At 52.2% G+C, this 21,321-nt stretch carries 21 protein-coding genes, 5 tRNA genes, 1 other RNA gene and 1 pseudogene; 4 read left to right on the top strand and 24 right to left on the bottom strand.

The window, feature by feature from the left end; translation table 11 throughout:
* Positions 1-17: 17 nt before the first annotated feature.
* Positions 18-770 (top strand): 2,3-diphosphoglycerate-dependent phosphoglycerate mutase, encoded by a 753-nt coding sequence (gene gpmA, locus AC3G3F_RS11550; RefSeq protein WP_023248204.1) that lies wholly within the window; start codon positions 18-20, stop codon positions 768-770.
* A gap of 70 nt (positions 771-840) precedes the next feature.
* Here gpmA and AC3G3F_RS11545 read toward each other — a convergent pair whose 3' ends face one another.
* The 3 genes from AC3G3F_RS11545 to aroG form a co-directional block, all read right to left on the bottom strand.
* Positions 841-1,617 (bottom strand): ABC transporter ATP-binding protein, encoded by a 777-nt coding sequence (locus AC3G3F_RS11545; protein WP_079813559.1) that lies wholly within the window; start codon positions 1,615-1,617, stop codon positions 841-843.
* Entirely contained in the window at positions 1,617-2,696 is a 1,080-nt protein-coding gene (locus AC3G3F_RS11540; protein WP_079813560.1) for a FecCD family ABC transporter permease, read from the bottom strand. The genes AC3G3F_RS11545 and AC3G3F_RS11540 overlap by 1 nt, the downstream gene beginning before the upstream one ends.
* 153 nt (positions 2,697-2,849) lie before the next feature.
* Entirely contained in the window at positions 2,850-3,902 is a 1,053-nt protein-coding gene (gene aroG / locus AC3G3F_RS11535) for a 3-deoxy-7-phosphoheptulonate synthase AroG (RefSeq protein ID WP_063390266.1), read from the bottom strand.
* A gap of 319 nt (positions 3,903-4,221) precedes the next feature.
* Here aroG and AC3G3F_RS11530 point away from each other — a divergent pair, with 319 nt between their 5' ends.
* Together AC3G3F_RS11530 and zitB are read left to right on the top strand one after the other, a co-directional pair.
* A complete protein-coding gene (locus AC3G3F_RS11530; protein ID WP_023248207.1) occupies positions 4,222-4,608 on the top strand; it encodes a YbgS-like family protein in 387 nt (128 codons plus the stop codon).
* Between the two features lie 110 nt (positions 4,609-4,718).
* The gene (gene zitB / locus AC3G3F_RS11525; protein ID WP_023248208.1) at positions 4,719-5,657 is read left to right on the top strand and encodes a CDF family zinc transporter ZitB; all 939 of its coding nucleotides are present in this window, start codon (positions 4,719-4,721) and stop codon (positions 5,655-5,657) included.
* Here zitB and pnuC read toward each other — a convergent pair.
* The 19 genes from pnuC to cydA all read right to left on the bottom strand — a co-directional run bounded on the left by pnuC (position 5,654) and on the right by cydA (position 17,899).
* Positions 5,654-6,373, bottom strand: a complete 720-nt coding sequence (pnuC, locus tag AC3G3F_RS11520) for a nicotinamide riboside transporter PnuC (protein WP_023248209.1) — start codon at positions 6,371-6,373, stop codon at positions 5,654-5,656. The two genes, zitB and pnuC, sit on opposite strands and share 4 nt — an antisense overlap.
* Positions 6,374-6,397: 24 nt before the next feature.
* Complete coding sequence (gene nadA, locus AC3G3F_RS11515) at positions 6,398-7,441, bottom strand: quinolinate synthase NadA (protein ID WP_053529648.1); 1,044 nt, start codon at positions 7,439-7,441, stop codon at positions 6,398-6,400.
* 271 nt (positions 7,442-7,712) lie between these two features.
* Positions 7,713-7,848: non-coding RNA, RtT sRNA (locus AC3G3F_RS11510), on the bottom strand.
* Between the two features lie 95 nt (positions 7,849-7,943).
* Positions 7,944-8,019: transfer RNA gene (locus AC3G3F_RS11505), tRNA-Lys, on the bottom strand.
* Positions 8,020-8,153: 134 nt separating this feature from the next.
* Positions 8,154-8,229, bottom strand: a tRNA-Lys gene (locus AC3G3F_RS11500).
* 149 nt (positions 8,230-8,378) lie between these two features.
* Positions 8,379-8,454 (bottom strand) — tRNA-Lys (locus tag AC3G3F_RS11495).
* Positions 8,455-8,457: 3 nt separating this feature from the next.
* Positions 8,458-8,533: transfer RNA gene (locus tag AC3G3F_RS11490), tRNA-Val, on the bottom strand.
* Positions 8,534-8,669: 136 nt separating this feature from the next.
* Positions 8,670-8,745, bottom strand: a tRNA-Lys gene (locus AC3G3F_RS11485).
* Between the two features lie 164 nt (positions 8,746-8,909).
* Positions 8,910-9,698 (bottom strand): cell division protein CpoB, encoded by a 789-nt coding sequence (gene cpoB / locus AC3G3F_RS11480; protein ID WP_023247151.1) that lies wholly within the window; start codon positions 9,696-9,698, stop codon positions 8,910-8,912.
* Positions 9,699-9,707: 9 nt separating this feature from the next.
* Entirely contained in the window at positions 9,708-10,232 is a 525-nt protein-coding gene (pal, locus tag AC3G3F_RS11475; RefSeq protein WP_001176621.1) for a peptidoglycan-associated lipoprotein Pal, read from the bottom strand.
* 34 nt (positions 10,233-10,266) lie between these two features.
* Entirely contained in the window at positions 10,267-11,559 is a 1,293-nt protein-coding gene (tolB, locus tag AC3G3F_RS11470) for a Tol-Pal system beta propeller repeat protein TolB (protein ID WP_023247152.1), read from the bottom strand.
* A 123-nt stretch (positions 11,560-11,682) separates the two neighbouring features.
* Positions 11,683-12,891, bottom strand: coding sequence for a cell envelope integrity protein TolA (gene tolA / locus AC3G3F_RS11465; protein WP_053529646.1), 1,209 nt, complete (start codon positions 12,889-12,891; stop codon positions 11,683-11,685).
* Positions 12,892-12,955: 64 nt separating this feature from the next.
* Positions 12,956-13,384 carry a colicin uptake protein TolR gene (tolR, locus tag AC3G3F_RS11460; RefSeq protein ID WP_023247154.1) on the bottom strand — a complete coding sequence of 143 codons (429 nt, stop codon included), beginning with the start codon at positions 13,382-13,384 and terminating at the stop codon, positions 12,956-12,958.
* A 3-nt stretch (positions 13,385-13,387) separates the two neighbouring features.
* The gene (tolQ, locus tag AC3G3F_RS11455) at positions 13,388-14,080 is read right to left on the bottom strand and encodes a Tol-Pal system protein TolQ (RefSeq protein ID WP_000131318.1); all 693 of its coding nucleotides are present in this window, start codon (positions 14,078-14,080) and stop codon (positions 13,388-13,390) included.
* Positions 14,077-14,481, bottom strand: coding sequence for a tol-pal system-associated acyl-CoA thioesterase (ybgC, locus tag AC3G3F_RS11450; RefSeq protein WP_023247155.1), 405 nt, complete (start codon positions 14,479-14,481; stop codon positions 14,077-14,079). The genes tolQ and ybgC overlap by 4 nt, the downstream gene beginning before the upstream one ends.
* A gap of 273 nt (positions 14,482-14,754) precedes the next feature.
* On the bottom strand, positions 14,755-15,048 hold the full coding sequence (gene ybgE / locus AC3G3F_RS11445) for a cyd operon protein YbgE (protein WP_000187861.1): 294 nt from the start codon (positions 15,046-15,048) through the stop codon (positions 14,755-14,757).
* Positions 15,048-15,161 carry a cytochrome bd-I oxidase subunit CydX gene (gene cydX, locus AC3G3F_RS11440; protein ID WP_000270278.1) on the bottom strand — a complete coding sequence of 38 codons (114 nt, stop codon included), beginning with the start codon at positions 15,159-15,161 and terminating at the stop codon, positions 15,048-15,050. Before cydX ends, ybgE begins: the two co-directional genes overlap by 1 nt.
* A gap of 14 nt (positions 15,162-15,175) precedes the next feature.
* Positions 15,176-16,315: a cytochrome d ubiquinol oxidase subunit II gene (gene cydB, locus AC3G3F_RS11435; RefSeq protein WP_000568255.1), complete on the bottom strand. Its 1,140-nt coding sequence runs from the start codon at positions 16,313-16,315 to the stop codon at positions 15,176-15,178.
* A 15-nt stretch (positions 16,316-16,330) separates the two neighbouring features.
* Positions 16,331-17,899 (bottom strand): cytochrome ubiquinol oxidase subunit I, encoded by a 1,569-nt coding sequence (gene cydA, locus AC3G3F_RS11430; RefSeq protein ID WP_000884369.1) that lies wholly within the window; start codon positions 17,897-17,899, stop codon positions 16,331-16,333.
* A 930-nt stretch (positions 17,900-18,829) separates the two neighbouring features.
* Here cydA and AC3G3F_RS11425 point away from each other — a divergent pair.
* Positions 18,830-19,093, top strand: a pseudogene (locus tag AC3G3F_RS11425) (UTRA domain-containing protein); the annotation flags it as partial.
* A 78-nt stretch (positions 19,094-19,171) separates the two neighbouring features.
* Here AC3G3F_RS11425 and sucD read toward each other — a convergent pair.
* Positions 19,172-20,041, bottom strand: a complete 870-nt coding sequence (gene sucD, locus AC3G3F_RS11420; protein ID WP_488395007.1) for a succinate--CoA ligase subunit alpha — start codon at positions 20,039-20,041, stop codon at positions 19,172-19,174.
* Complete coding sequence (gene sucC, locus AC3G3F_RS11415) at positions 20,041-21,207, bottom strand: ADP-forming succinate--CoA ligase subunit beta (protein ID WP_001048614.1); 1,167 nt, start codon at positions 21,205-21,207, stop codon at positions 20,041-20,043. Before sucC ends, sucD begins: the two co-directional genes overlap by 1 nt.
* Positions 21,208-21,321: the final 114 nt, after the last annotated feature.

The raw sequence follows: 21,321 nt of genomic DNA, 5'->3' as shown, positions 1-21,321 counted from the left end.
TTTATAGGAGTGAGAGTATGGCTGTAACTAAGCTGGTTCTGGTACGTCACGGTGAAAGTCAATGGAACAAAGAGAACCGTTTCACCGGCTGGTATGATGTTGACCTGTCTGAAAAAGGCGTAAGCGAAGCAAAAGCAGCAGGTAAACTGCTAAAAGAAGAAGGTTTCAGCTTTGATTTTGCCTACACTTCCGTACTGAAACGCGCTATCCATACGCTGTGGAACGTACTGGATGAACTGGATCAGGCGTGGCTGCCGGTGGAAAAATCCTGGAAACTCAATGAACGTCACTATGGCGCATTGCAGGGGCTGAATAAAGCGGAAACGGCAGAAAAATATGGTGACGAGCAGGTTAAGCAGTGGCGCCGCGGTTTTGCCGTGACGCCACCGGAACTGACCAAAGATGATGAGCGTTATCCGGGTCACGATCCACGTTATGCCAAACTGAGCGAGAAAGAACTGCCGCTGACCGAAAGCCTGGCGCTGACCATCGACCGCGTTATTCCTTACTGGAACGACACCATCCTGCCACGTATGAAGAGCGGTGAGCGCGTGATCATCGCAGCTCACGGTAACTCATTGCGTGCGCTGGTGAAATACCTGGATAACATGAGTGAAGATGAGATTCTTGAGTTAAACATCCCGACCGGCGTGCCGCTGGTATATGAGTTCGACGAAAACTTTACGCCGATAAAACGCTACTATCTGGGCAATGCTGACGAGATCGCAGCGAAAGCGGCTGCCGTGGCGAATCAGGGTAAAGCGAAGTAATCACGTTTGCCGTATCCGGCCTACGAGCAATGGGTAGGTCGGATAAGCGCAACGTCATCAGGCAACAGTCTTAAACATCGATCACTCCGTCAAGCACCACCTGTAATCTGCCCTGCGAACAGCGCTCCACGCGTCCTCGTACCCGGTACACTTCAGCCAGACGTTCCGCGGTAATCACCGTCTCCGGCGCGCCGCTGGCGACCAGCCTGCCGTCTTTTAGCATCAGTACATGTTCACCATGACGCAGTGCAATATTAATGTCATGCACCACGACTATCGTCACCCTATTTTGCGCCTGAGTATCCCGACGCACGAGATCCATTACGTGAAACTGATAGTTTAAATCCAGCGCGCTGAGCGGCTCATCCAGTAACAAAAGTTCAGGGCAACGAATCAGCGATTGTGCCAGACCAACTAATTGCCGCTGACCGCCAGAAAGCTGGTCGAGATACTGCAACGCCAGGTGCGTTATGCCTAATTGCTCAAGGATAGCCAGTATCTGCGCCCTGCCCTGCGCATCGCCTCTGCCGCCTGATGCCCGCTGCGCCACAATAATCGACTCCAGTACATGCAGATGCACACCCTGCGGTAATGACTGCGGCAAAAACACGACCTTCTGCGCCCGCTCGGCAAACGATAACGACATAAGATCCTCGCCATCAAGTCGCGCCTCGCCGTCGGCGTTATTCAGCCCGGCCAGCGAACGTAGTAACGTCGATTTACCACAGCCGTTCGGCCCCAGCAAAACGGTAATTTTCCCGCGCGGCAGTAAGGGAACGTTGAGATCTGCAATAACCGGCTGAGTGGAATAGCCGGCGCTAAATGACCGGAGCATTAACCCACGCATCAGAGACTCCCCCGATGTCGCAATACAATGCTTAAAAAGAACGGAACCCCGACCAGCGAGGTGACAATCCCCACCGGCACCATTACGCCCGGAACACTATTTTTCGCCACAATAGAGGCCAGCGATAACACCAGCCCGCCAATCAGCGCGCTGCCCGGAAGGTAGAAACGGTGATCTTCCCCCAAAAGTATTCGCGCGATATGCGGCGCAACGAGACCAATAAAACCAATCGGCCCGACGAAAGCTACCGCCAGCGCTGATAACAAGCTGATACGCAACAATGACAGCAGACGTAAACGGCGGACATGAATCCCAAAGCTCAGCGCCCTCTCTTCGCCCAGACGTAATGCCGTTAGTTGCCAGGCGCTTCGTAACGACCCAAAAAGCACAGCAATAAACACAACGGCCAGTACGCCCAATTTTTCCCACGACGCACGGACCAGGCTCCCCATCGTCCAGAATACCAGCCCCTGCAGCGTATCTTCATCAGCCACAAACTGCATAATGGCGACCAATGCGTTAAAGGTGAATACCAGCGCAATACCGAACAATACTACCCCGGATGCGGCGACGCCTGTCCAACGGGTAATACCGTCCAGGAGTAACGCGGACAAAAGCGCAAAGATGAACGCATTGGCCGGGATAAACCAGGCGGCAGGAATACCGGGAATACCGAGCCCCAGCACAATCGCCAGCGCAGCGCCAAAAGCCGCGGCGGACGATACGCCGAGGGTAAACGGCGTTGCCAGCGAATTATTTAAAATGGTTTGCATTTCGGCACCCGCCAGCCCTAGCGCCATGCCCACCAGCAGCGCCATCAGGGCGTAGGGTAAGCGAATATCCCAGACAATAACGTGTACGCCCGCATTCACCTTTTCCGGCTGGAAAAGCGCCTGCCACAGCGCACTGAACGGTAAACCAGAAGACCCGCAGGTTACATCTACCATCAGTGAAGTCATCATCGCCAGCGCAATAGCTAACATGAGCACGGCCCTTTTGCGGATGATCTGGCGATAGCGCGGAATGACTGGCGTGGAAGCGAGACTGGGCGCTAAAAGTGATTTGTCCTGACAGGTCATGGTTCGGGCTACGTTATTAATCAGAGAAGAATTATAGCGCCGAATGATTTCGTTATATATTTATTTATATTTCGAGTGATGACTCAGTGGGCTATCTCACCTGTCTCCGATAAAAAAACCGGCCTTGCGGGCCGGTTTAACACGTAATGAAGATTAACCACGACGGGCTGTTACCGCTGCCGACAATTGACGAAGTAGCGCATCGGTATCTTCCCAGCCAATGCAGGCGTCAGTAATGCTTTTACCGTAGGTCAGCGGCTGACCGCTTTCCAGGCTCTGGTTTCCTTCTACCAGATGACTTTCTACCATCACGCCAATAATCGCTTTTTCACCGCCCGCTATCTGCTGGCAGACATCGGCACAAACCTCCATCTGTTTTTGAAATTGCTTACAGGAGTTGGCATGGCTGAAATCAATCATGACCTGCGGCGTCAGTCCCGCTTTGGTGAGGCCTTCTTTCACCTCCGCAACATGCTGCGCGCTATAGTTTGGCGCTTTACCGCCGCGCAGAATGATATGGCAGTCGCCGTTGCCGCTGGTATTCACAATCGCTGAATGACCCCATTTAGTGACGGAGAGGAAGCAGTGCGGCGCACCGGCGGCGTTGATCGCGTCAATCGCGACTTTAATCGTGCCATCAGTACCATTTTTAAAGCCGACCGGACAAGAGAGGCCGGACGCCAGTTCGCGATGAACCTGGGATTCAGTAGTCCGCGCGCCAATGGCGCCCCAGCTCATCAGATCGGCCAGATATTGCGGCGTGATCATATCGAGGAATTCACCGGCGGCAGGAAGACCGCTGTCATTAATATCCAGCAGCAGTTTGCGCGCAATACGCAGACCGTCGTTAATCTGGAAGCTGTTATCCATGTGCGGATCGTTAATCAGCCCTTTCCAGCCGACGGTGGTACGCGGTTTCTCAAAATAGACGCGCATGACAATTTCAAGCTCGCCTTTAAGCTCATCGCGTAGCGCCAGCAAACGGGCGGCATACTCTTTCGCCGCTGCCGGATCATGAATTGAACAAGGACCAATCACCACCAGCAGACGATCGTCATTGCCGTTGAGTATTTTATGGATGGCTTTGCGCGCGTGGGCAACGGTATTTGCTGCATTTTCCGTTGCGGGAAACTTTTCCAGCAGCGCGACCGGAGGTAATAACTCGTTGATTTCTTTAATGCGTAAATCGTCGTTCTGATAATTCATGTTTATTCCAGTGTTGCCGTACTTATCCCAATGAATGCAATCCCTCCAATCTATCTCTTCAATTAAATAGTGTAAACGGGCTTTTACACTTTGAACGGAATAATCCTGGAATTCAGGAAAAAAACGCACAAATGTAGCGAAAAATGGGATCTAACCTACAATTTTTAACTGTAACCACTCTGTTTATGAATTATTGCAAGATTCTCTGCTGCGTTACCAGGCGGCGGCGAAAGCTTTTTATCCCTTATTTGAGGATTTGACTGACACGTGCACTGTTGGAAGAGGTTATCCGACATATCCACCATAACAGGAGCATCTTATGAAAATGACAAAACTGACTACGCTTTTACTCACCGCTACCCTCGGCCTTGCCAGCGGCGCAGCGTTAGCTGCTGAATCTAACGCGCAGTCCAGTAATGGCCAGGCGAACTCGGCGGCAAATGCCGGCCAGGTTGCCCCGGACGCCCGCCAGAATGTGGCGCCGAATGATGTGAATAACAACGACATCAATACCAACGGCAATACTAACAGTACGATGCAGCATCCTGACGGTTCAACTATGAATCATGACGGAATGACCAAGGAAGAAGAGCATAAAAATACCATGTGTAAAGACGGTCGCTGCCCGGATATTAATAAAAAAGTGGAAACCGGTAATGGCGTCAATAATGACGTGAATACCAAAACCGACGGTACCACACAGTAATTCAGAAAAAAGTCTGATAACGGGAGAGCTTTCGCTCTCCTTTTTATTTTGTCAGCGAAAAATCAGTATGATGTCTACAGTATTGATGAGAATAACAAAGGAATGACGTTATGGCGCACTCACACTCTCATGCCGATTCACACCTGCCGAAAGATAATAATGCTCGTCGCCTGCTTTTTGCCTTTATCGTCACCGCCGGATTTATGCTCCTTGAGGTGGTGGGCGGGATACTCTCCGGCTCGCTGGCGTTGTTGGCGGATGCGGGACATATGCTCACCGACGCGGCGGCCCTTCTCTTTGCGCTGCTGGCGGTTCAATTTTCCCGTCGCCCCCCGACGGTTCGCCACACTTTTGGCTGGCTAAGACTCACCACTCTGGCGGCCTTTGTGAATGCCATTGCGTTGGTGGTCATTACGCTCCTTATTGTCTGGGAAGCGATAGAGCGCTTTTACACGCCACGTCCGGTGGCAGGCAGTCTGATGATGGTGATTGCGGTCGCGGGTCTGCTGGCGAACCTGTTTGCGTTCTGGATTCTTCATCGGGGAAGCGATGAAAAAAACCTGAACGTTCGCGCTGCCGCGCTACATGTGATGGGCGATTTGCTGGGCTCCGTCGGCGCAATAGCCGCTGCGCTGATTATTATCTGGACCGGCTGGACGCCAGCGGACCCGATTCTCTCTATTCTGGTTTCGGTACTGGTGCTACGCAGCGCCTGGCGTTTGTTAAAAGATAGCGTCAACGAATTGCTGGAAGGCGCGCCGGTTTCACTGGATATTAATGCCTTACAGCGCCATTTAAGCCGGGAAATCCCCGAAGTTCGCAACGTACACCACGTGCATGTCTGGATGGTCGGCGAAAAACCGGTCATGACATTGCACGCTCAGGTCATTCCGCCGCACAACCATGATGCGCTGCTGGAACGTATCCAGGATTTCCTGATGCACGAATACCATATTGCGCACGCTACAATTCAGATGGAGTATCAAGTGTGTCACGGCCCGGACTGCCATCTGAATCAGATGGCATCCGGGCATGTTCATCACCATTAAGGGGAAAGCGCGCGCGACCCTCGCTCCCGCGCGCTGTTTATCCACATGCGGCTACCGTTCACGGCGATAAATGTCAGGATCAGATACTCCAGCGACATCGCATAGACGCCCTGCAAAGCAAAAATCACCACGCTGATCACGTTGATTATCACCCACAGTAGCCAGTTTTCGACATATTTGCGTGTCATCAGAATCATCGCCGCGATAGACAGCACCATCATGCAGGAGTCCCAAAACGGGAAGGCGTCCGGTTGCAGTACGGGCATTGTCACCTGTAACCCCAGCATCTGCATAATGGCGACGGCCACTCGCGTCAGGACGGCGAATACGGGATCGATATATCGCGTCATCAAACCGATGGCTATCACACATATCGCCAGCCATGCCATTGCTTTTGACAACGGCAGCCAGCGGATTTTAAGCTCGGCTTCATTATCATTTGTTTGCCGCGACCACGCATACCAGCCATAAATATTGGCGGCAAAGAAAAAGAGTTGCAGCAACAGACTGGCATAGAGCTGGATCTGAAAGAAAATAATCGCAAACAGGGTGACGTTAACCAGCCCAAAAAAGTAGTTGCTGATCTTCTCCAGACTGGCAAGCCAAATACAGAGCAGGCCGGCGATGGTTCCTACCGCTTCGATCCACGAAAGATCGTAACCGCCGGTGCCGATCGGAATATGAACCAGTATGTTGTGCGTACTAAAAAAATCCATTCTCTCCCCCCAAGATTTCCGTTTTTATGCCCGAAGTGTAGCCGCAAAATCCAGCATCCGGTTGAGGGGCAGTAATGCGCCCTCGCGTTGCGCCGTATCAACCTGTATCTCATGCGCTGCGCCTCCCTGCTCCAGCCCTTCAGCGATGGCTTTCAGGCCATTCATCGCCATCCACGGACAGTGCGCGCAACTACGGCAGGTCGCCCCCTCGCCAGCCGTAGGTGCTTCAAGCAACTCTTTTTCAGGCACCGTCTGCTGCATTTTGTAAAAAATGCCGCGATCGGTCGCCACAATAAGCTGTCTGTGCGGCAGCGTTTTTGCCGCCTTAATGAGCTGACTAGTTGAGCCCACCGCATCGGCCATCTCGACAATGGACTGCGGCGATTCAGGATGAACCAGAATAGCGGCATCGGGATAGATTTTTTTTAAACGGGTCAACGCCTGGGTTTTAAACTCATCATGTACAATACACGCCCCTTGCCAGCACAGTACATCGGCCCCGGTCTGTTTTTGCACATAATTCCCCAGGTGTCTGTCCGGCGCCCAGATAATTTTTTCCCCCAAACTATCCAGATACTCAATCAGTTCTACGGCAATACTGGAGGTCACAACCCAGTCCGCACGCGCTTTAACAGCAGCCGAGGTGTTAGCATAGACCACTACGGTTCTGTCAGGATGGGCATCACAAAAAGCGCTAAATTCGTCTATTGGGCAGCCTAAATCCAGCGAACATTCCGCCGCCAGGGTAGGCATAAGAATAGTTTTTTCCGGGCTGAGAATTTTGGCGGTTTCCCCCATAAACCGTACGCCTGCTACCAGCAGCGTGGATGCGGCGTGCTTCGCGCCGAAACGGGCCATTTCCAGCGAGTCGGAAACACACCCACCTGTTTCTTCAGCAAGTTGTTGAATTTCCGGATCGGTATAATAATGCGCCACCATCACCGCATCCCGTTCGCTGAGGAGTCGTTTGATTTTCTCACGATAAAATTGCTTTTCCTCAACGCTTAACGGCGCTGGCTTTAGCGGAAACGGATAGATTGCGGCTTGTGGGTCAAACATTACGCTCATCGTGGCTTCTCGTTTTACTGGCTTAACGAAACAACCGAATGAAAGCGCAATAAACGCTACAATCGGTTAATTTGTTTTATATGCTAAACAAGATAGCCGATCAAATAAGGAAAGTCACAATAATTACGTAGCCCGTGTCTGATGGCGGCGTAACGTCTTATCTGGCCTACGTGAGCGGTAGGCATGATAAGCGAAGCGCCATCAGGCAAGAAGGTGCGAATCTATTTATACCGTAGATAGCAAAAAAGCGCCGCTAGCGCCTTTTTTACATCGGTGGGTCGTGCAGGATGACTCGCTTCGCTCGCCCTTCGGGCCGTCGCCGCAAGCGGCTCCGTTGTCTCACTGCGTTCGACACGAACCTGCCGCAGGTATACTCGTCTCATCCTGAGACTCGCCCTTCGGGCCAACGCTGTCGCGTTGTTCAAAATTGTTCCAGACAATTTTGTCGAATCATTGAATTCTGTGCATAGCAAAAAGGCGCCTTTAGGGCGCCTTTTTACATTGGTGGGTCGTGCAGGATTCGAACCTGCGACCAATTGATTAAAAGTCAACTGCTCTACCAACTGAGCTAACGACCCCTTGATAAGGGTTACTGCTTAATTCATTTCAGGATGGTGGGTCGTGCAGGATGACTCGGCTTCGCCTCACCCTTCGGGCCGTTGCTAACGCAACGTTATCCTTCACGTTCTCTACCAGTTACCACCTTGTATATTGGTGGGTCGTGCAGGATTCGAACCTGCGACCAATTGATTAAAAGTCAACTGCTCTACCAACTGAGCTAACGACCCATACGGTGGGCGCTACCTGAAATATTTTTACTCGACACCAATTAGAAAACTGATGGGTCGTGCAGGATGACTCAACTTCGCCTCGCCCTTCGGGCCGTTGCTGAAGCAACGTTATCCTTCACGCTTAACATCTGAGTTTGATGTTAAATTGGTGGGTCGTGCAGGATTCGAACCTGCGACCAATTGATTAAAAGTCAACTGCTCTACCAACTGAGCTAACGACCCGAGTGGTGGGTGATGACGGGATCGAACCGCCGACCCCCTCCTTGTAAGGGAGGTGCTCTCCCAGCTGAGCTAATCACCCGATACTACGCTGGATATTACTGACTAACCGAAATTAGTGGTGGGTCGTGCAGGATGACTCGGCTTCGCCTCACCCTACGGGCCGTTGCTGACGCAACGTTATCCTTCACGTTTTATTCTCGTTTCCACCGAACGATTGGTGGGTCGTGCAGGATTCGAACCTGCGACCAATTGATTAAAAGTCAACTGCTCTACCAACTGAGCTAACGACCCACTTTTACGTTGCTTTCGAGTTGTTTAATATCCCGTGGCAACGGCGGCATATATTACTGATTTCAGATTTGAGCGCAACAAAAATTTCGACGCAAGGGGCTCAACTGCTTAGGAATCGCACGACGCGACCAGAAAAAAGGCGTTTTCTGGTCGCATGGTACGCATTACATTGCGTTAAGACGCTTCTGCGCCTGTTTCGCGCCATCAGTGCCAGGATATTTGCTAATTACCTGCTGATAAACCGCTTTCGCTTTTGCCGTATCACCTTTGTCCTGCATGATAACGCCAACTTTGTACATCGCATCCGCAGCCTTCGGCGACTTAGGATAATTTTTCACTACCGAGGCGAAATAATAGGCAGCATCATCTTTTTTACCCTTGTTATAATTCAACTGGCCCAGCCAATAATTGGCGTTCGGCTGATAAGTAGAATCAGGGTATTTCTTGATGAAGTTCTGAAACGCCACAATCGCATCATCCTGGCGGGACTTATCCTGCACCAGCGCAATTGCCGCATTGTAATCGGTATTCGCATCGCCACTTTGTACCGGCACCCCGGAGGTTGCCGTACCGGCATCCGGGGCGGGGGTCGTAGCGGTTGCCGCCCCGCTCTGGTCGCCGGCCGCAGGCTGCGCTGCGCCGCCATTATTCAAGTTCCCTAGCTGCAGCATGATTTGCTTCTGGCGCTCCATCACCTGATTCAGTTGATACTGATTTTCCTGGATTTGACCGCGCAAAGAATCGATATCGGACTGATTATCGGAGAGCTGTTGCTGAAGTTGGGTTAAAAGCTGGCTGTGAGCGTTAGAGATACGCTCAAGTTGAGTGACGCGGTCTTCGACCGAGCCTGAGCCGACACTACTGATTGGCGCCTGAGCAAAAGCGGCCCAGGGGGCCGCTATGCCAACCAGTAACGACAGACTCAACAGATGATGTCTGAAGTTACTGCTCATGCAATTCTCTTAGTAAACCAGTACAGCGCGACGGTTCTTAGCGTAAGCCGCTTCGTCGTGGCCCAGTACTGCAGGTTTTTCTTTACCGTAAGAAACGATGGAGATCTGGTCTGCTGAAACGCCTTTACCCTGCAGGTACATTTTAACGGCGTTAGCACGACGTTCGCCCAGGGAGATGTTGTACTCAGGCGTACCGCGTTCGTCCGCATGACCTTCTACGGTGACTTTGTAAGACGGATTGCTACGCAGGAAATTAGCGTGCGCGTCCAGCATTGCCGCGAAGTCAGAACGGATATCATACTTGTCCAGATCAAAGTAGACGATATTGTTCTGCTGCAGCTGCTGCATCTGCAGACGCGCTTGCTCTTCAGATGACATGTTGCCGTTACCGTTAGCGTCCATACCCGTGCCGGCACCGTTCAGCATGCCGCCTTCGCTACCGTCATTGCTGGCGTTCTTGTTAGAAGAACATGCCGCGATTGCCATAACAGGCAGGGCAATCATCAGGCCCTTCAGCACTTTGTTCAGTTGCATTTCTTTAATTCCTTTAGTAATCAATTAATTATTATCACAGATACGGCGACCAGGCAGGCGATTTCACCTGACCATCAGTTGCCGGAAGACGCGCTTTGAAACGCCCATCTGTAGAAACCAAATTCAGCACAGATCCCATCCCCTGAGAAGAGCTGTAGATTACCATCGTGCCGTTAGGTGCCAGACTTGGCGTTTCATCCAGGAACGTTGACGACAGAACCTGTACGCCACCCGTCACCAGATCTTGTTTGGCAATGTGCTGCTGCCCGTTATTTGAGCTTACCATTACCATAAATTTACCGTCGCTGCTGACATCCGCATCCTGGTTTTGCGAACCTTCCCAGGTAATACGCTGCGCCGCACCGCCGTTAATGTTCATTTTATACACTTGCGGACGTCCAGCCTGGTCAGAGGTAAAGGCCAAAGTCTGGCTGTCAGGGAACCAGGTCGGCTCCGTATTGTTGCTACGCCCGTCCGTTATCTGACGAATCTGGCCGGAGGCGAGATCCATGATATACAGGTTCAGACTCCCGGTTTTCGATAACGCGAACGCCAGTTTCGTCCCATCCGGCGAGAAGGCCGGCGCGCCGTTGTGACGCGGGAAGGACGCAACCTGACGTACTGCGCCGTTTGCCAGCGTCTGGATAACCAGCGCGGAGCGGCCGCTTTCAAAAGTCACGTAAGCCAGTTTTGAGCCGTCCGGAGACCACGCCGGAGACATCAACGGCTGCGGAGAACGGTGCACCACGAACTGATTGTAGCCATCGTAATCTGACACGCGCAGTTCATACGGGAACTGACCGCCGTTAGTTTGCACCACGTAGGCGATACGGGTACGGAACGCGCCCTTAATACCCGTCAGTTTTTCAAAAACTTCGTCACTGGCGGTATGGCCTGCATAACGCAGCCACTGTTTGTTCACTTTATAAGAGTTTTGCGCCAGTACAGTACCCGGCGCGCCACCAGTGTCAACCAGTTGATAGGCGACATTGTAGGAACCGTCCGGATTCGGCGTCACCTGCCCAACGACGACGGCGTCAATACCCAGCGCAGACCATGCGGCAGGCTGAACTTCCTGAGCGGTGGCTGGCTGCTGCGGCAGTCGGGACCGGTCTAACGGATTAAATTTACCGCTGTTGCGTAAATCTGCCGCCACGATGCCGCCGATATCTTCAGGCGCAGCACCCGGCCCGGCCCATTTAAAAGGCACAACGCCAATCGGGCGCGCCGAGTCCACCCCCTGGGTGATCTCGATACGGACTTCTGCGTGCAGCACCGCCGCCCACAGCATCAGAAAACCAAATGCTACTCGTAATGCCTGCTTCATCATATCTCCCATACCTGGACCTGTGGCCCACGATAATTTAGCAGAATGTTAACAAACTCAAATACACAAAACCACCAGGACCAGTAACAACTCAACCGCTCCAACTTCCATAGAGGAAAGTATCTACAGTTTAAAGTCTAGTTTGGCATCCTTTATTTTCTCATAAACAGCCTGGCTTGGCGGTTTAGGAATTTTCGCGGTTTTTGCCGCCATTAACGCCGCCTGACAAAGCGCCGGATCGCCGCCCTCAGACGTAATGCTTTTTAATGAGCCATCCGGCGCCAGGCTTATATGCAAGACACATTGTTTGCCCTGGTACAGACTCGCATCATACAGACGGCTCTGAATCGCGACCTGAATCTGTTTCGCGTAGGCGCTGATATCAGCGCCTGTCGCCCCACCGTTAGCGCCCGATGTACCGCTATCTTTAGATGGCTGACCATTCCCTTTCGCGCCGCCACCGGTTTTCGGCGCATTCTTACCCGAGCTGAGATCGCCAAGCAGATCATCGACTCCCTCTGCGGCGGCCGCTTTTTCGGCAGCCGCTTTTTTAGCCGCTGCTTTATCCGCTGCGGCTTTCTTCTCTGCTGCCTTTTTATCCGCCGCGGCTTTCTCTGCAGCGGCCTTTTTGTCAGCCGCAACTTTTTCGGCGGCGGCTTTCTTCGCCGCCTCAGCCTGAGCCTGCTTCGCCGCCTCGGCTTCCGCTTTCTTCTTCGCATCCGCCGCTGCTTTCTGAGCCTCGGCCTCCGCTTTTTTCTTCGCCTCGGCCGCCGCTTTTACCGCTTCAGCCTCCGCTTTTTTCTTCGCGTCCGCCGCTGCTTTCTGAGCCGCTTCAGCCTCGGCTTGTTTCTTCGCATCGGCTACCGCTTTCGCTGCTTCAGCCTCAGCTTTCTTCTTCGCGTCCGCCGCTGCTTTCTGAGCCGCTTCTTCGGCCTGTTTCTGTTGCTGTTGCGCCAGTTTTGCCGCTTCTTCGGCCTGCTTTTGCTGCTCCTGAGCCGCTAAACGTTCCTTTTCAAGTTGTTTCAATCGCTCCTGTTCGGCAGCCTGCTTCTGCTGAAGCTCCTCTGCCTGCTGCTGTTGCAGCTTTTTACGCTCTTCTTCCGCGCGTCTGGCGCTGGCCTGTTGATCCTGCTGACGGTTGTACTGCTGCACAACGGCGCCAGGATCGACCATCACCGCGTCGATAGCGGAACCACCGCCGCCGCCGGCAGAAGTCTCTATATGCTCATCAAACGAACTCCAGATCAGCACTGCAAATAAGATGATATGCAGCACGGCTGAAATCATTATCGCCCGTTTGAGCTTGTCGTTTTGTTCGGTTGCCTTTGACACTCTCGGTTCCCAAAAAACTGTTCGCCTGTTACTCGCCGTCTTTCAAGCCAGCGGGACGCAGACTTCAGATTGGCTGCGTCATTAAGCCAACCGATTTTACGCCCGCGCTGTGTAACAAGTTCAGCGCTTTAATTATTTCATCGTACGGCACCTCTTTCGCGCCGCCGATTAAAAAGACTGTTTTCGGATTAGCCTGCAGGTGACGCTTTGCTTCTGCGATCACCTGTTCAGACGGCAGTTGATCCATTCGCTCTTTATCAACCACTACGCTGTATTGCCCTACTCCGGAAACCTCAATAATGACCGGTGGATCGTCGTTACTACTGACCGCCTGCGACTGATTCGCCTCCGGCAGATCGACTTCCACGCTCTGGGTAATAATCGGCGCGGTTGCCATAAAGATCAGCAGCAGCACCAACAGTACGTCGAGCAGCGGTACAATATTGATTTCGGACTTAAGTTCGCGACGACCTCGTCCACGCGTTCTGGCCATGGCTTACCCCTTGTTGCTTTCGCTTACGGTAAACGCCTGGCGGTGCAGAATCGCGGTGAACTCTTCCATAAAGTTGTCGTAATTCAGTTCCAGCTTGTTCACGCGCTGATTCAGTCGGTTGTAAGCCATAACCGCAGGAATGGCGGCAAACAGACCAATCGCCGTGGCAATCAATGCTTCTGCAATACCCGGCGCAACCATTTGCAGAGTCGCCTGTTTCACCGCCCCCAGGGCGATAAACGCATGCATAATCCCCCATACGGTGCCAAACAGACCGATATAAGGACTGATAGAGCCTACCGTGCCAAGAAACGGAATATGAGTTTCCAGCGTTTCCAGCTCTCGATTCATGGAGATACGCATCGCACGCGACGCCCCTTCTACCACTGCCTCCGGCGCATGGCTGTTGGCGCGATGAAGCCGGACAAACTCTTTGAAACCGCTATAAAAGATTTGTTCCGAGCCCGACAGACTATCGCGTCTCCCCTGGCTTTCCTGATACAGGCGCGATAGTTCGATTCCGGACCAAAATTTATCTTCAAACGCTTCCGCCTCACGCGCAGCGGCGTTCAGAATACGCGTTCGCTGGATAATGATGGCCCAGGATGCTATTGAAAAACCAATCAAAATCAACATGATAAGTTTAACCAGAAGGCTTGCCTTCAGGAACAAATCAAGGATATTCATGTCAGTCACTGCTTAAACTCCGCGACAATAGACTTAGGAAGCGCACGAGGCTTCATTTTGAGTGGATCAACGCAAACAATCAGAACCTCTGCTTCATTTAGCAGCGTGTTCTCTGCGTTGACAATGCGTTGCGTGAAAACCAAAGCGGTGCCACGCATTGACGTAATTTCTGTTTGAACTTCAAGCATATCGTCGAGCCGCGCAGGCGCATAGTATTCCAGCGTCATCCTGCGCACCACAAAGGCGACCCGCTCCGCCAGCAGCACCTGTTGGCTGAAGTGGTGGTGACGCAGCATCTCCGTGCGCGCTCTTTCATAAAAAGCGACATAACTGGCGTGATAAACTACACCGCCGGCGTCCGTGTCTTCGTAATAAACCCGAATCGGCCATCGAAACATATACTTATTCATTCCTGTTGCCTCTTTGTTAGCTTCATCCGCTCACCGCAGGTACTTATTCTTATAAGTTCCTGGTGGTTCGCGCACTCGCCGCCGCAATGCTTCAAGAATGCCCTTGTATATCGCGTTGTATTCACTTTACATCCCGGTAATGCAACAAAAGTAGAGCTTTTAAACGTTGCTACTATACGCGTGGGAATGAGGCTTGGGAATGGGGGAAAGTTAAGGGAGAGTAAAAATACATGGGCTTATGCAAGCCCCTATATTTTTAAGGAGGTTTCTTATTCACAAGAAGAAGAAAATCAGGCCGACGATGAGGACGATATCCGCAAGCAGCGGACAAAAAATCCCTTGCCAGTGTACGGATTCAGGGCGAAAACCCACGCCGTGGATTATGCCTGCGCAAACCGCCCACATCAGCAATAATCCGTGCCAGATTTCAAGCGTGCTGGTCCTCGCAGCAAATCGTGACGGGTCCCAGAACATACATCCTGCCAGCACTATCGCCATCACGAAGGAAAGCGCCCTTAACGGGCGCTTGTCCATTACCGCATACAGTTTTGCGATAATAGGGGTCATTAGCTTTCTTCTTGACCGGTTTTACCCGCTTCAACGTGCTCAAGCGCCAGGGCGGTAATGATCCCGAATGCACAGGCAAGAAGCGTTCCCAGAATCCATGCGAAATACCACATTTTAAGCTCCTTACTTAGTACAAAGAGTGGGTATTGCTTTCAATATGTTCTTTGGTGATACGACCGAACATTTTCCAGTAACACCAACTGGTGTAGATCAGAATGATCGGTACGAACACCGCCGCAACCCAGGTCATCAGGTTCAGCGTCATCTGGCTGGATGTCGCATCCCACATGGTCAGGCTGGCATTCATCATCGTGCTGGACGGCATCACAAACGGGAACATAGCGATACCCGCCGTCAGAATAATGCAGGCCAGAGTCAGCGAAGAGAACAGGAATGCCCACGCGCCTTTCTCCATACGGGAAGTCAGGATAGTCAGCAGCGGCAGAACCACGCCCAGTGCCGGAATCAACCACAGGATCGGAGCATTATTAAAGTTCACCAGCCAGGCGCCGGCTTCACGCGCCACTTCTTTAGTTAGCGGGTTAGAGGCGGCATGATGGTCAATCGCGGATGTCACGACATAACCATCAATACCATACATTACCCAAACGCCCGCCAGCGCAAAGCACACTAATGTCACCAGCGCCGCAATCTGCGAGGTGGCGCGCGCGCGCAGGTGCAGTTCGCCAACGGTACGCATTTGCAGGTAAGTCGCCCCCTGCGTGATGATCATCCCTACGCTTACGATGCCCGCCAGCAGACCAAACGGGTTCAGCAACTGGAAGAAGTTACCGGTGTAGTACAGACGCAGATACTCATCTACGTGGAACGGTACGCCCTGCAACAGATTGCCAAAGGCCACGCCAATCACCAGCGGCGGCACAAAACTACCGATGAACACGCCCCAGTCCCACATGTTGCGCCAGCGCGGGTCTTCAATCTTAGAGCGGTAATCAAAACCGACTGGACGGAAGAACAAAGACGCCAGCACAAGGATCATCGCCACATAGAAACCGGAGAACGCCGCGGCGTAAACCATCGGCCAGGCGGCAAACAATGCGCCACCCGCCGTGATCAACCACACCTGGTTACCGTCCCAGTGCGGGGCGATAGAGTTAATCATAATTCGACGCTCGGTGTCGTTACGACCGAGGAAACGGGTGAGCATCCCCACCCCCATGTCGAACCCATCGGTGACGGCGAAACCAATTAGCAAAATGCCAACCAGCAGCCACCAGATAAAACGTAGTACTTCATAATCGATCATTTGACGACTCCTGTCTTAGCGTGCCGGCTGAGAAGTCACGGTGGACTGCTCAAAGTGATAGCGACCGGTTTTCAGGCTGCTTGGGCCAAGGCGTGCAAATTTGAACATCAGGAACAATTCTGCCACCAGGAACAGGGTATACAGGCCGCAAATCAGGAACATGGAGAACAGCAGATCGCCCACGGTCAGCGATGAGTTCGCCACGGCAGTCGGCAACACTTCGCCGATCGCCCACGGCTGACGACCATACTCGGCGACAAACCAACCTGCTTCAACCGCAATCCACGGCAGTGGAATACCGTACAGCGCCGCGCGCAGAAGCCATTTTTTCTCACCGATGCGGTTACGAATCACGCTCCAGAAGGAGAGCGCGATGATCGCCAGCAGCAGGAAGCCGCATGCCACCATGATACGGAAGGCGAAGTACAGCGGCGCAACGCGAGGAATGGAATCTTTCGTCGCTTGCTGAATCTGCGCTTCGGTCGCGTCAGTCACATTAGGCGTATAGCGTTTCAGCAACAGACCGTAACCGAGATCTTTCTTCATGCTGTTGAACTGGTCGCGAACAGCCTGGTCGGTAGAACCGGCACGCAGCTGTTCCAGCAGTTCATAGGCTTTCATCCCGTTACGGATACGCTCTTCATGCTGCACCATGAGGTCTTTCAGGCCAATAACCGGCGTGTCCACGGAACGCGTAGCGATAATGCCGAGCGCATAAGGGATCTGAATCGCCAGATGGTTTTCCTGTTTGTCCTGGTCAGGAATACCGAACAGGGTAAAGGAGGCCGGAGCAGGTTGCGTTTCCCATTCTGCTTCAATCGCAGCGAGCTTAGTTTTCTGCACGTCGCCCATTTCGTAACCGGATTCGTCGCCAAGTACGATAACGGACAGCACGGCAGCCATTCCGAAGCTGGCGGCAATAGCAAAGGAACGTTTAGCAAAGGCGAAGTCACGGCCTTTCAACATGTAGTAAGCGCTGATACCGAGGATGAACATCGCGCCGGTAACATAGCCGGACGCCACAGTGTGAACAAATTTCACCTGTGCTACCGGGTTCAGCACCAGCTCAGAGAAGCTCACCATTTCCATACGCATGGTTTCGAAATTGAAATCCGCAGCGATTGGGTTTTGCATCCAGCCGTTCGCTACCAGAATCCACAACGCGGAGAGGTTGGACCCCAGAGCCACCAGCCAGGTGACGCACATATGCTGAACTTTACTCAGACGATCCCAGCCGAAGAAGAACAGACCTACAAAGGTGGATTCGAGGAAGAAGGCCATTAAACCTTCGATTGCCAGCGGCGCACCGAAGATATCCCCAACATAGTGGGAGTAGTATGACCAGTTTGTCCCGAACTGGAACTCCATGGTCAAACCGGTAGCCACACCCAGAGCAAAGTTGATACCAAACAACTTGCCCCAGAACTTGGTCATATCTTTATAAATCTGTTTGCCGGAAAGGACGTATACCGTTTCCATAATGGCCAGCAGGAACGCCATACCGAGCGTTAGCGGCACAAACAGAAAGTGGTACATCGCGGTCAAGGCAAACTGTAAGCGCGACAGTTCGACTATATCTAACATCATGACTCCTTGCTCATCGCATGAAGACTCCGAGAGTGAACCCCGTTAGAAAGGGTCACACGCATGCCCCAATACAAATTTATTTGCCGCCTTTCATCGTACTATCCCCTCGGGAAGGAGGCAGTAATGATGAAAAGTTACAAATACGTTAATAAAAAACCCAAATTGATCCCTCGAATATATTACGCCGTAATAACCTTACAATAAACAGGTTTTGATGAGCCGCCTTTACGTTTTACGACGTTGATCAATATATAGCGCAGGGGGTACTTTTCGCACACTTTGATCCCAGTCAATTAAACGCTTTTTTACCAATATTTCCAAGTTTTAAGTATTGATATAAATCAATATTTACCCTTATTGTTGAATATATGTTTCCACGAGAAATCCATGTGAACCCAATGTTAAATTAATGTTTTATTAATGAGACTTGTAGTTATCTAAAAGATAGATATGAGAATTATAGGTAATAATAATTAACTTAGTAACCCGCTAAAAAAATGAGCGCGTATAATGAGAATATGTTAATTGCTTCACAGTAATTTTTCTCCAGTACGTATTTCGGTATTTTCTGGCGAATTCATTCTTTTTCCCTTTCTGTGCTCTTTCCGACAACACATAAATTGAATTGATTAATTCAGATACGCTTCAAATGATTGTTAAAAACAATTAAAAAAAGAAATAGTCACCATCTGTGACTTATTTTATGCAGACCACATTTTTCCTCACAGGCGGTGCCAGAATAGATGCTAATTCACTGTTCCCTTTTACTTTTTGCCAAAGAACGCCCATGCCGTCTCGCCTGACTACTACCTTACTCGCCTGCTTAACGTTATCGCCCGTCACCATACGCATCAGCGCCGAAGATACCATCGATAAAGCTAATAACTCCCTGCGCCTTGCCACCTCTTTCTCGCTGCAGGAGTACTACACGCCTCAAGTAGGGAGGTCATGGAAAACTCGAAGTATCACTATATTGAAACGCTCAAAAAGATGGTTATCGATCGCAGCGAGCAGGAGATAATCCCGGTGATCCCGAACGAGGAGATGGTCGCCATGCTGGGGATTGCACCGGGGAAACCGGTGCTGGAGAAAATTTCTCGCGGATTCCTGCAGGATGAGCGAGTCTTTGAATACCGCCGCAACACCTTCAAAAGCGACGACTATAAATTTACGCTGGTTGCCAGACATCGCCATAAAAAAGGCCACCGCAAAGGTGGCCAACCATGTCGAAAACGGACATTTATCTGTTCCCTCAGGAACAGCGAGTTTTTATTTTATAATTGCTTTCAGCGCTTCACCGATATCGGCCAGGCTGCGAACGGTTTTCACGCCTGCGGCTTCCAGCGCGGCGAATTTTTCATCCGCAGTGCCTTTACCACCCGCAATGATGGCGCCCGCGTGGCCCATACGCTTGCCTTTCGGCGCGGTGACGCCCGCGATATAACCGACAACCGGCTTGGTGACGTGATCTTTAATGTACGCCGCCGCCTCTTCTTCCGCGCTACCGCCGATCTCGCCGATCATCACGATTGCTTCAGTCTGCGGATCTTCCTGGAACAGCTTCAGGATATCAATGAAGTTAGAGCCCGGAATCGGGTCGCCGCCGATACCCACACAGGTAGACTGGCCGAAACCGTAATCGGTGGTCTGCTTAACCGCTTCATAGGTCAGCGTACCGGAACGGGAAACGATACCCACTTTACCCGGCTGGTGAATGTGACCCGGCATGATGCCGATTTTGCATTCGCCCGGGGTGATAACGCCTGGACAGTTCGGGCCGATCATGCGTACGCCAGCTTCATCCAGCTTCACCTTCACGGTCAACATATCCAGCGTCGGGATACCTTCGGTGATGGTGATAATCAGTTTGATGCCCGCATCGATCGCTTCCAGAATGGAGTCTTTGCAGAACGGCGCCGGAACGTAGATAACGGTGGCGGTTGCGCCGGTCGCTTCTACCGCTTCGCGGACGGTGTTGAACACCGGCAGACCCAAATGCGTGGTGCCGCCTTTACCTGGCGTCACGCCGCCCACCATCTGCGTACCGTAAGCGATCGCCTGCTCGGAGTGGAACGTCCCCTGGCTACCGGTAACGCCCTGACAGATAACCCTGGTGTTTTTATCGATTAAAACGGACATTATTTCCCCTCCACTGCGGCAACAACCTGCTGAGCTGCATCCGTCAGACTTTTCGCTGCAATAATATTCAGGCCGCTGTCAGCCAGTTTCTTCGCGCCGAGTTCGGCGTTATTGCCTTCCAGACGCACCACCACCGGAACATTAACGCCCACTTCTTCCACCGCACCGATGATACCGTCGGCAATCAGGTCACAACGGACGATACCGCCGAAGATGTTAACCAGAACCGCTTTCACGTTGTCATCCGAGAGGATGATTTTAAACGCTTCGGTTACGCGCTCTTTGGTCGCGCCGCCACCAACGTCAAGGAAGTTAGCCGGTTCGCCGCCATGCAGCTTAACGATGTCCATGGTGCCCATCGCCAGGCCCGCGCCGTTAACCATGCAACCGATGTTGCCGTCCAACGCGACGTAGTTCAGTTCCCACTGCGCCGCCTGGGCTTCACGCGGGTCTTCCTGCGACTGGTCGCGCATTTCACGCAGATCCGGCTGGCGGAACAGCGCGTTGCCGTCAGCGCCCAGCTTGCCGTCGAGGCAAATCAGATCGCCCTGCTTAGTGATAACCAGCGGATTGATTTCGATTAGCGCCAGGTCGCGCTCAAGGAAAATGGTTGCCAGGCCCATAAAGATTTTGGTGAACTGCTGCACCAGTTTACCTTCCAGACCCAGTTTGAACGCCAGTTCACGCCCCTGATAAGGCATCGGGCCGGTTAGCGGATCGAGCGCAACTTTGTGGATCAGGTGCGGGGTTTCCTCCGCGACTTTTTCGATCTCCACGCCGCCTTCGGTAGATGCCATAAAGACCACGCGACGGGAACTACGGTCAACAACCGCGCCGAGATACAGTTCTTTGCCGATATCGGTCGCCGCTTCAACCAGAATCTGGTTTACCGGTTGGCCATTAGCGTCTGTTTGATAGGTCACCAGACGTTTGCCCAGCCAGTTTTCCGCAAAGGCGCGAATGTCCTCTTTGCTGTTTACCACCTTCACACCGCCCGCTTTGCCGCGGCCGCCAGCGTGAACCTGACATTTCACTACCCACGGGCCGGCTCCGATTTTAGACGCGGCTTCTTCGGCTTCACGCGGAGTAGTACAGGCATAACCCACCGGCGCCGGTAAGCCATAGCGGGCAAAAAGTTGTTTTGCCTGATATTCATGTAAGTTCATGTGTTCTGTCCATCCTTCAGGTAATCGTTATCTTTAGACCTGTAGGCCTGAAAGCTGCGCGCCATCAGGCAACCGTCGCCGGATGGCGGCGTGAACGCCTTATCCGGCCTACAG

It is taken from the genome of Salmonella sp. FC25216, assembly GCF_057751355.1.
The sequence above is the reverse complement of the archived record's forward strand: the minus strand, read 5'-3'. Positions and strand labels throughout refer to the sequence as shown.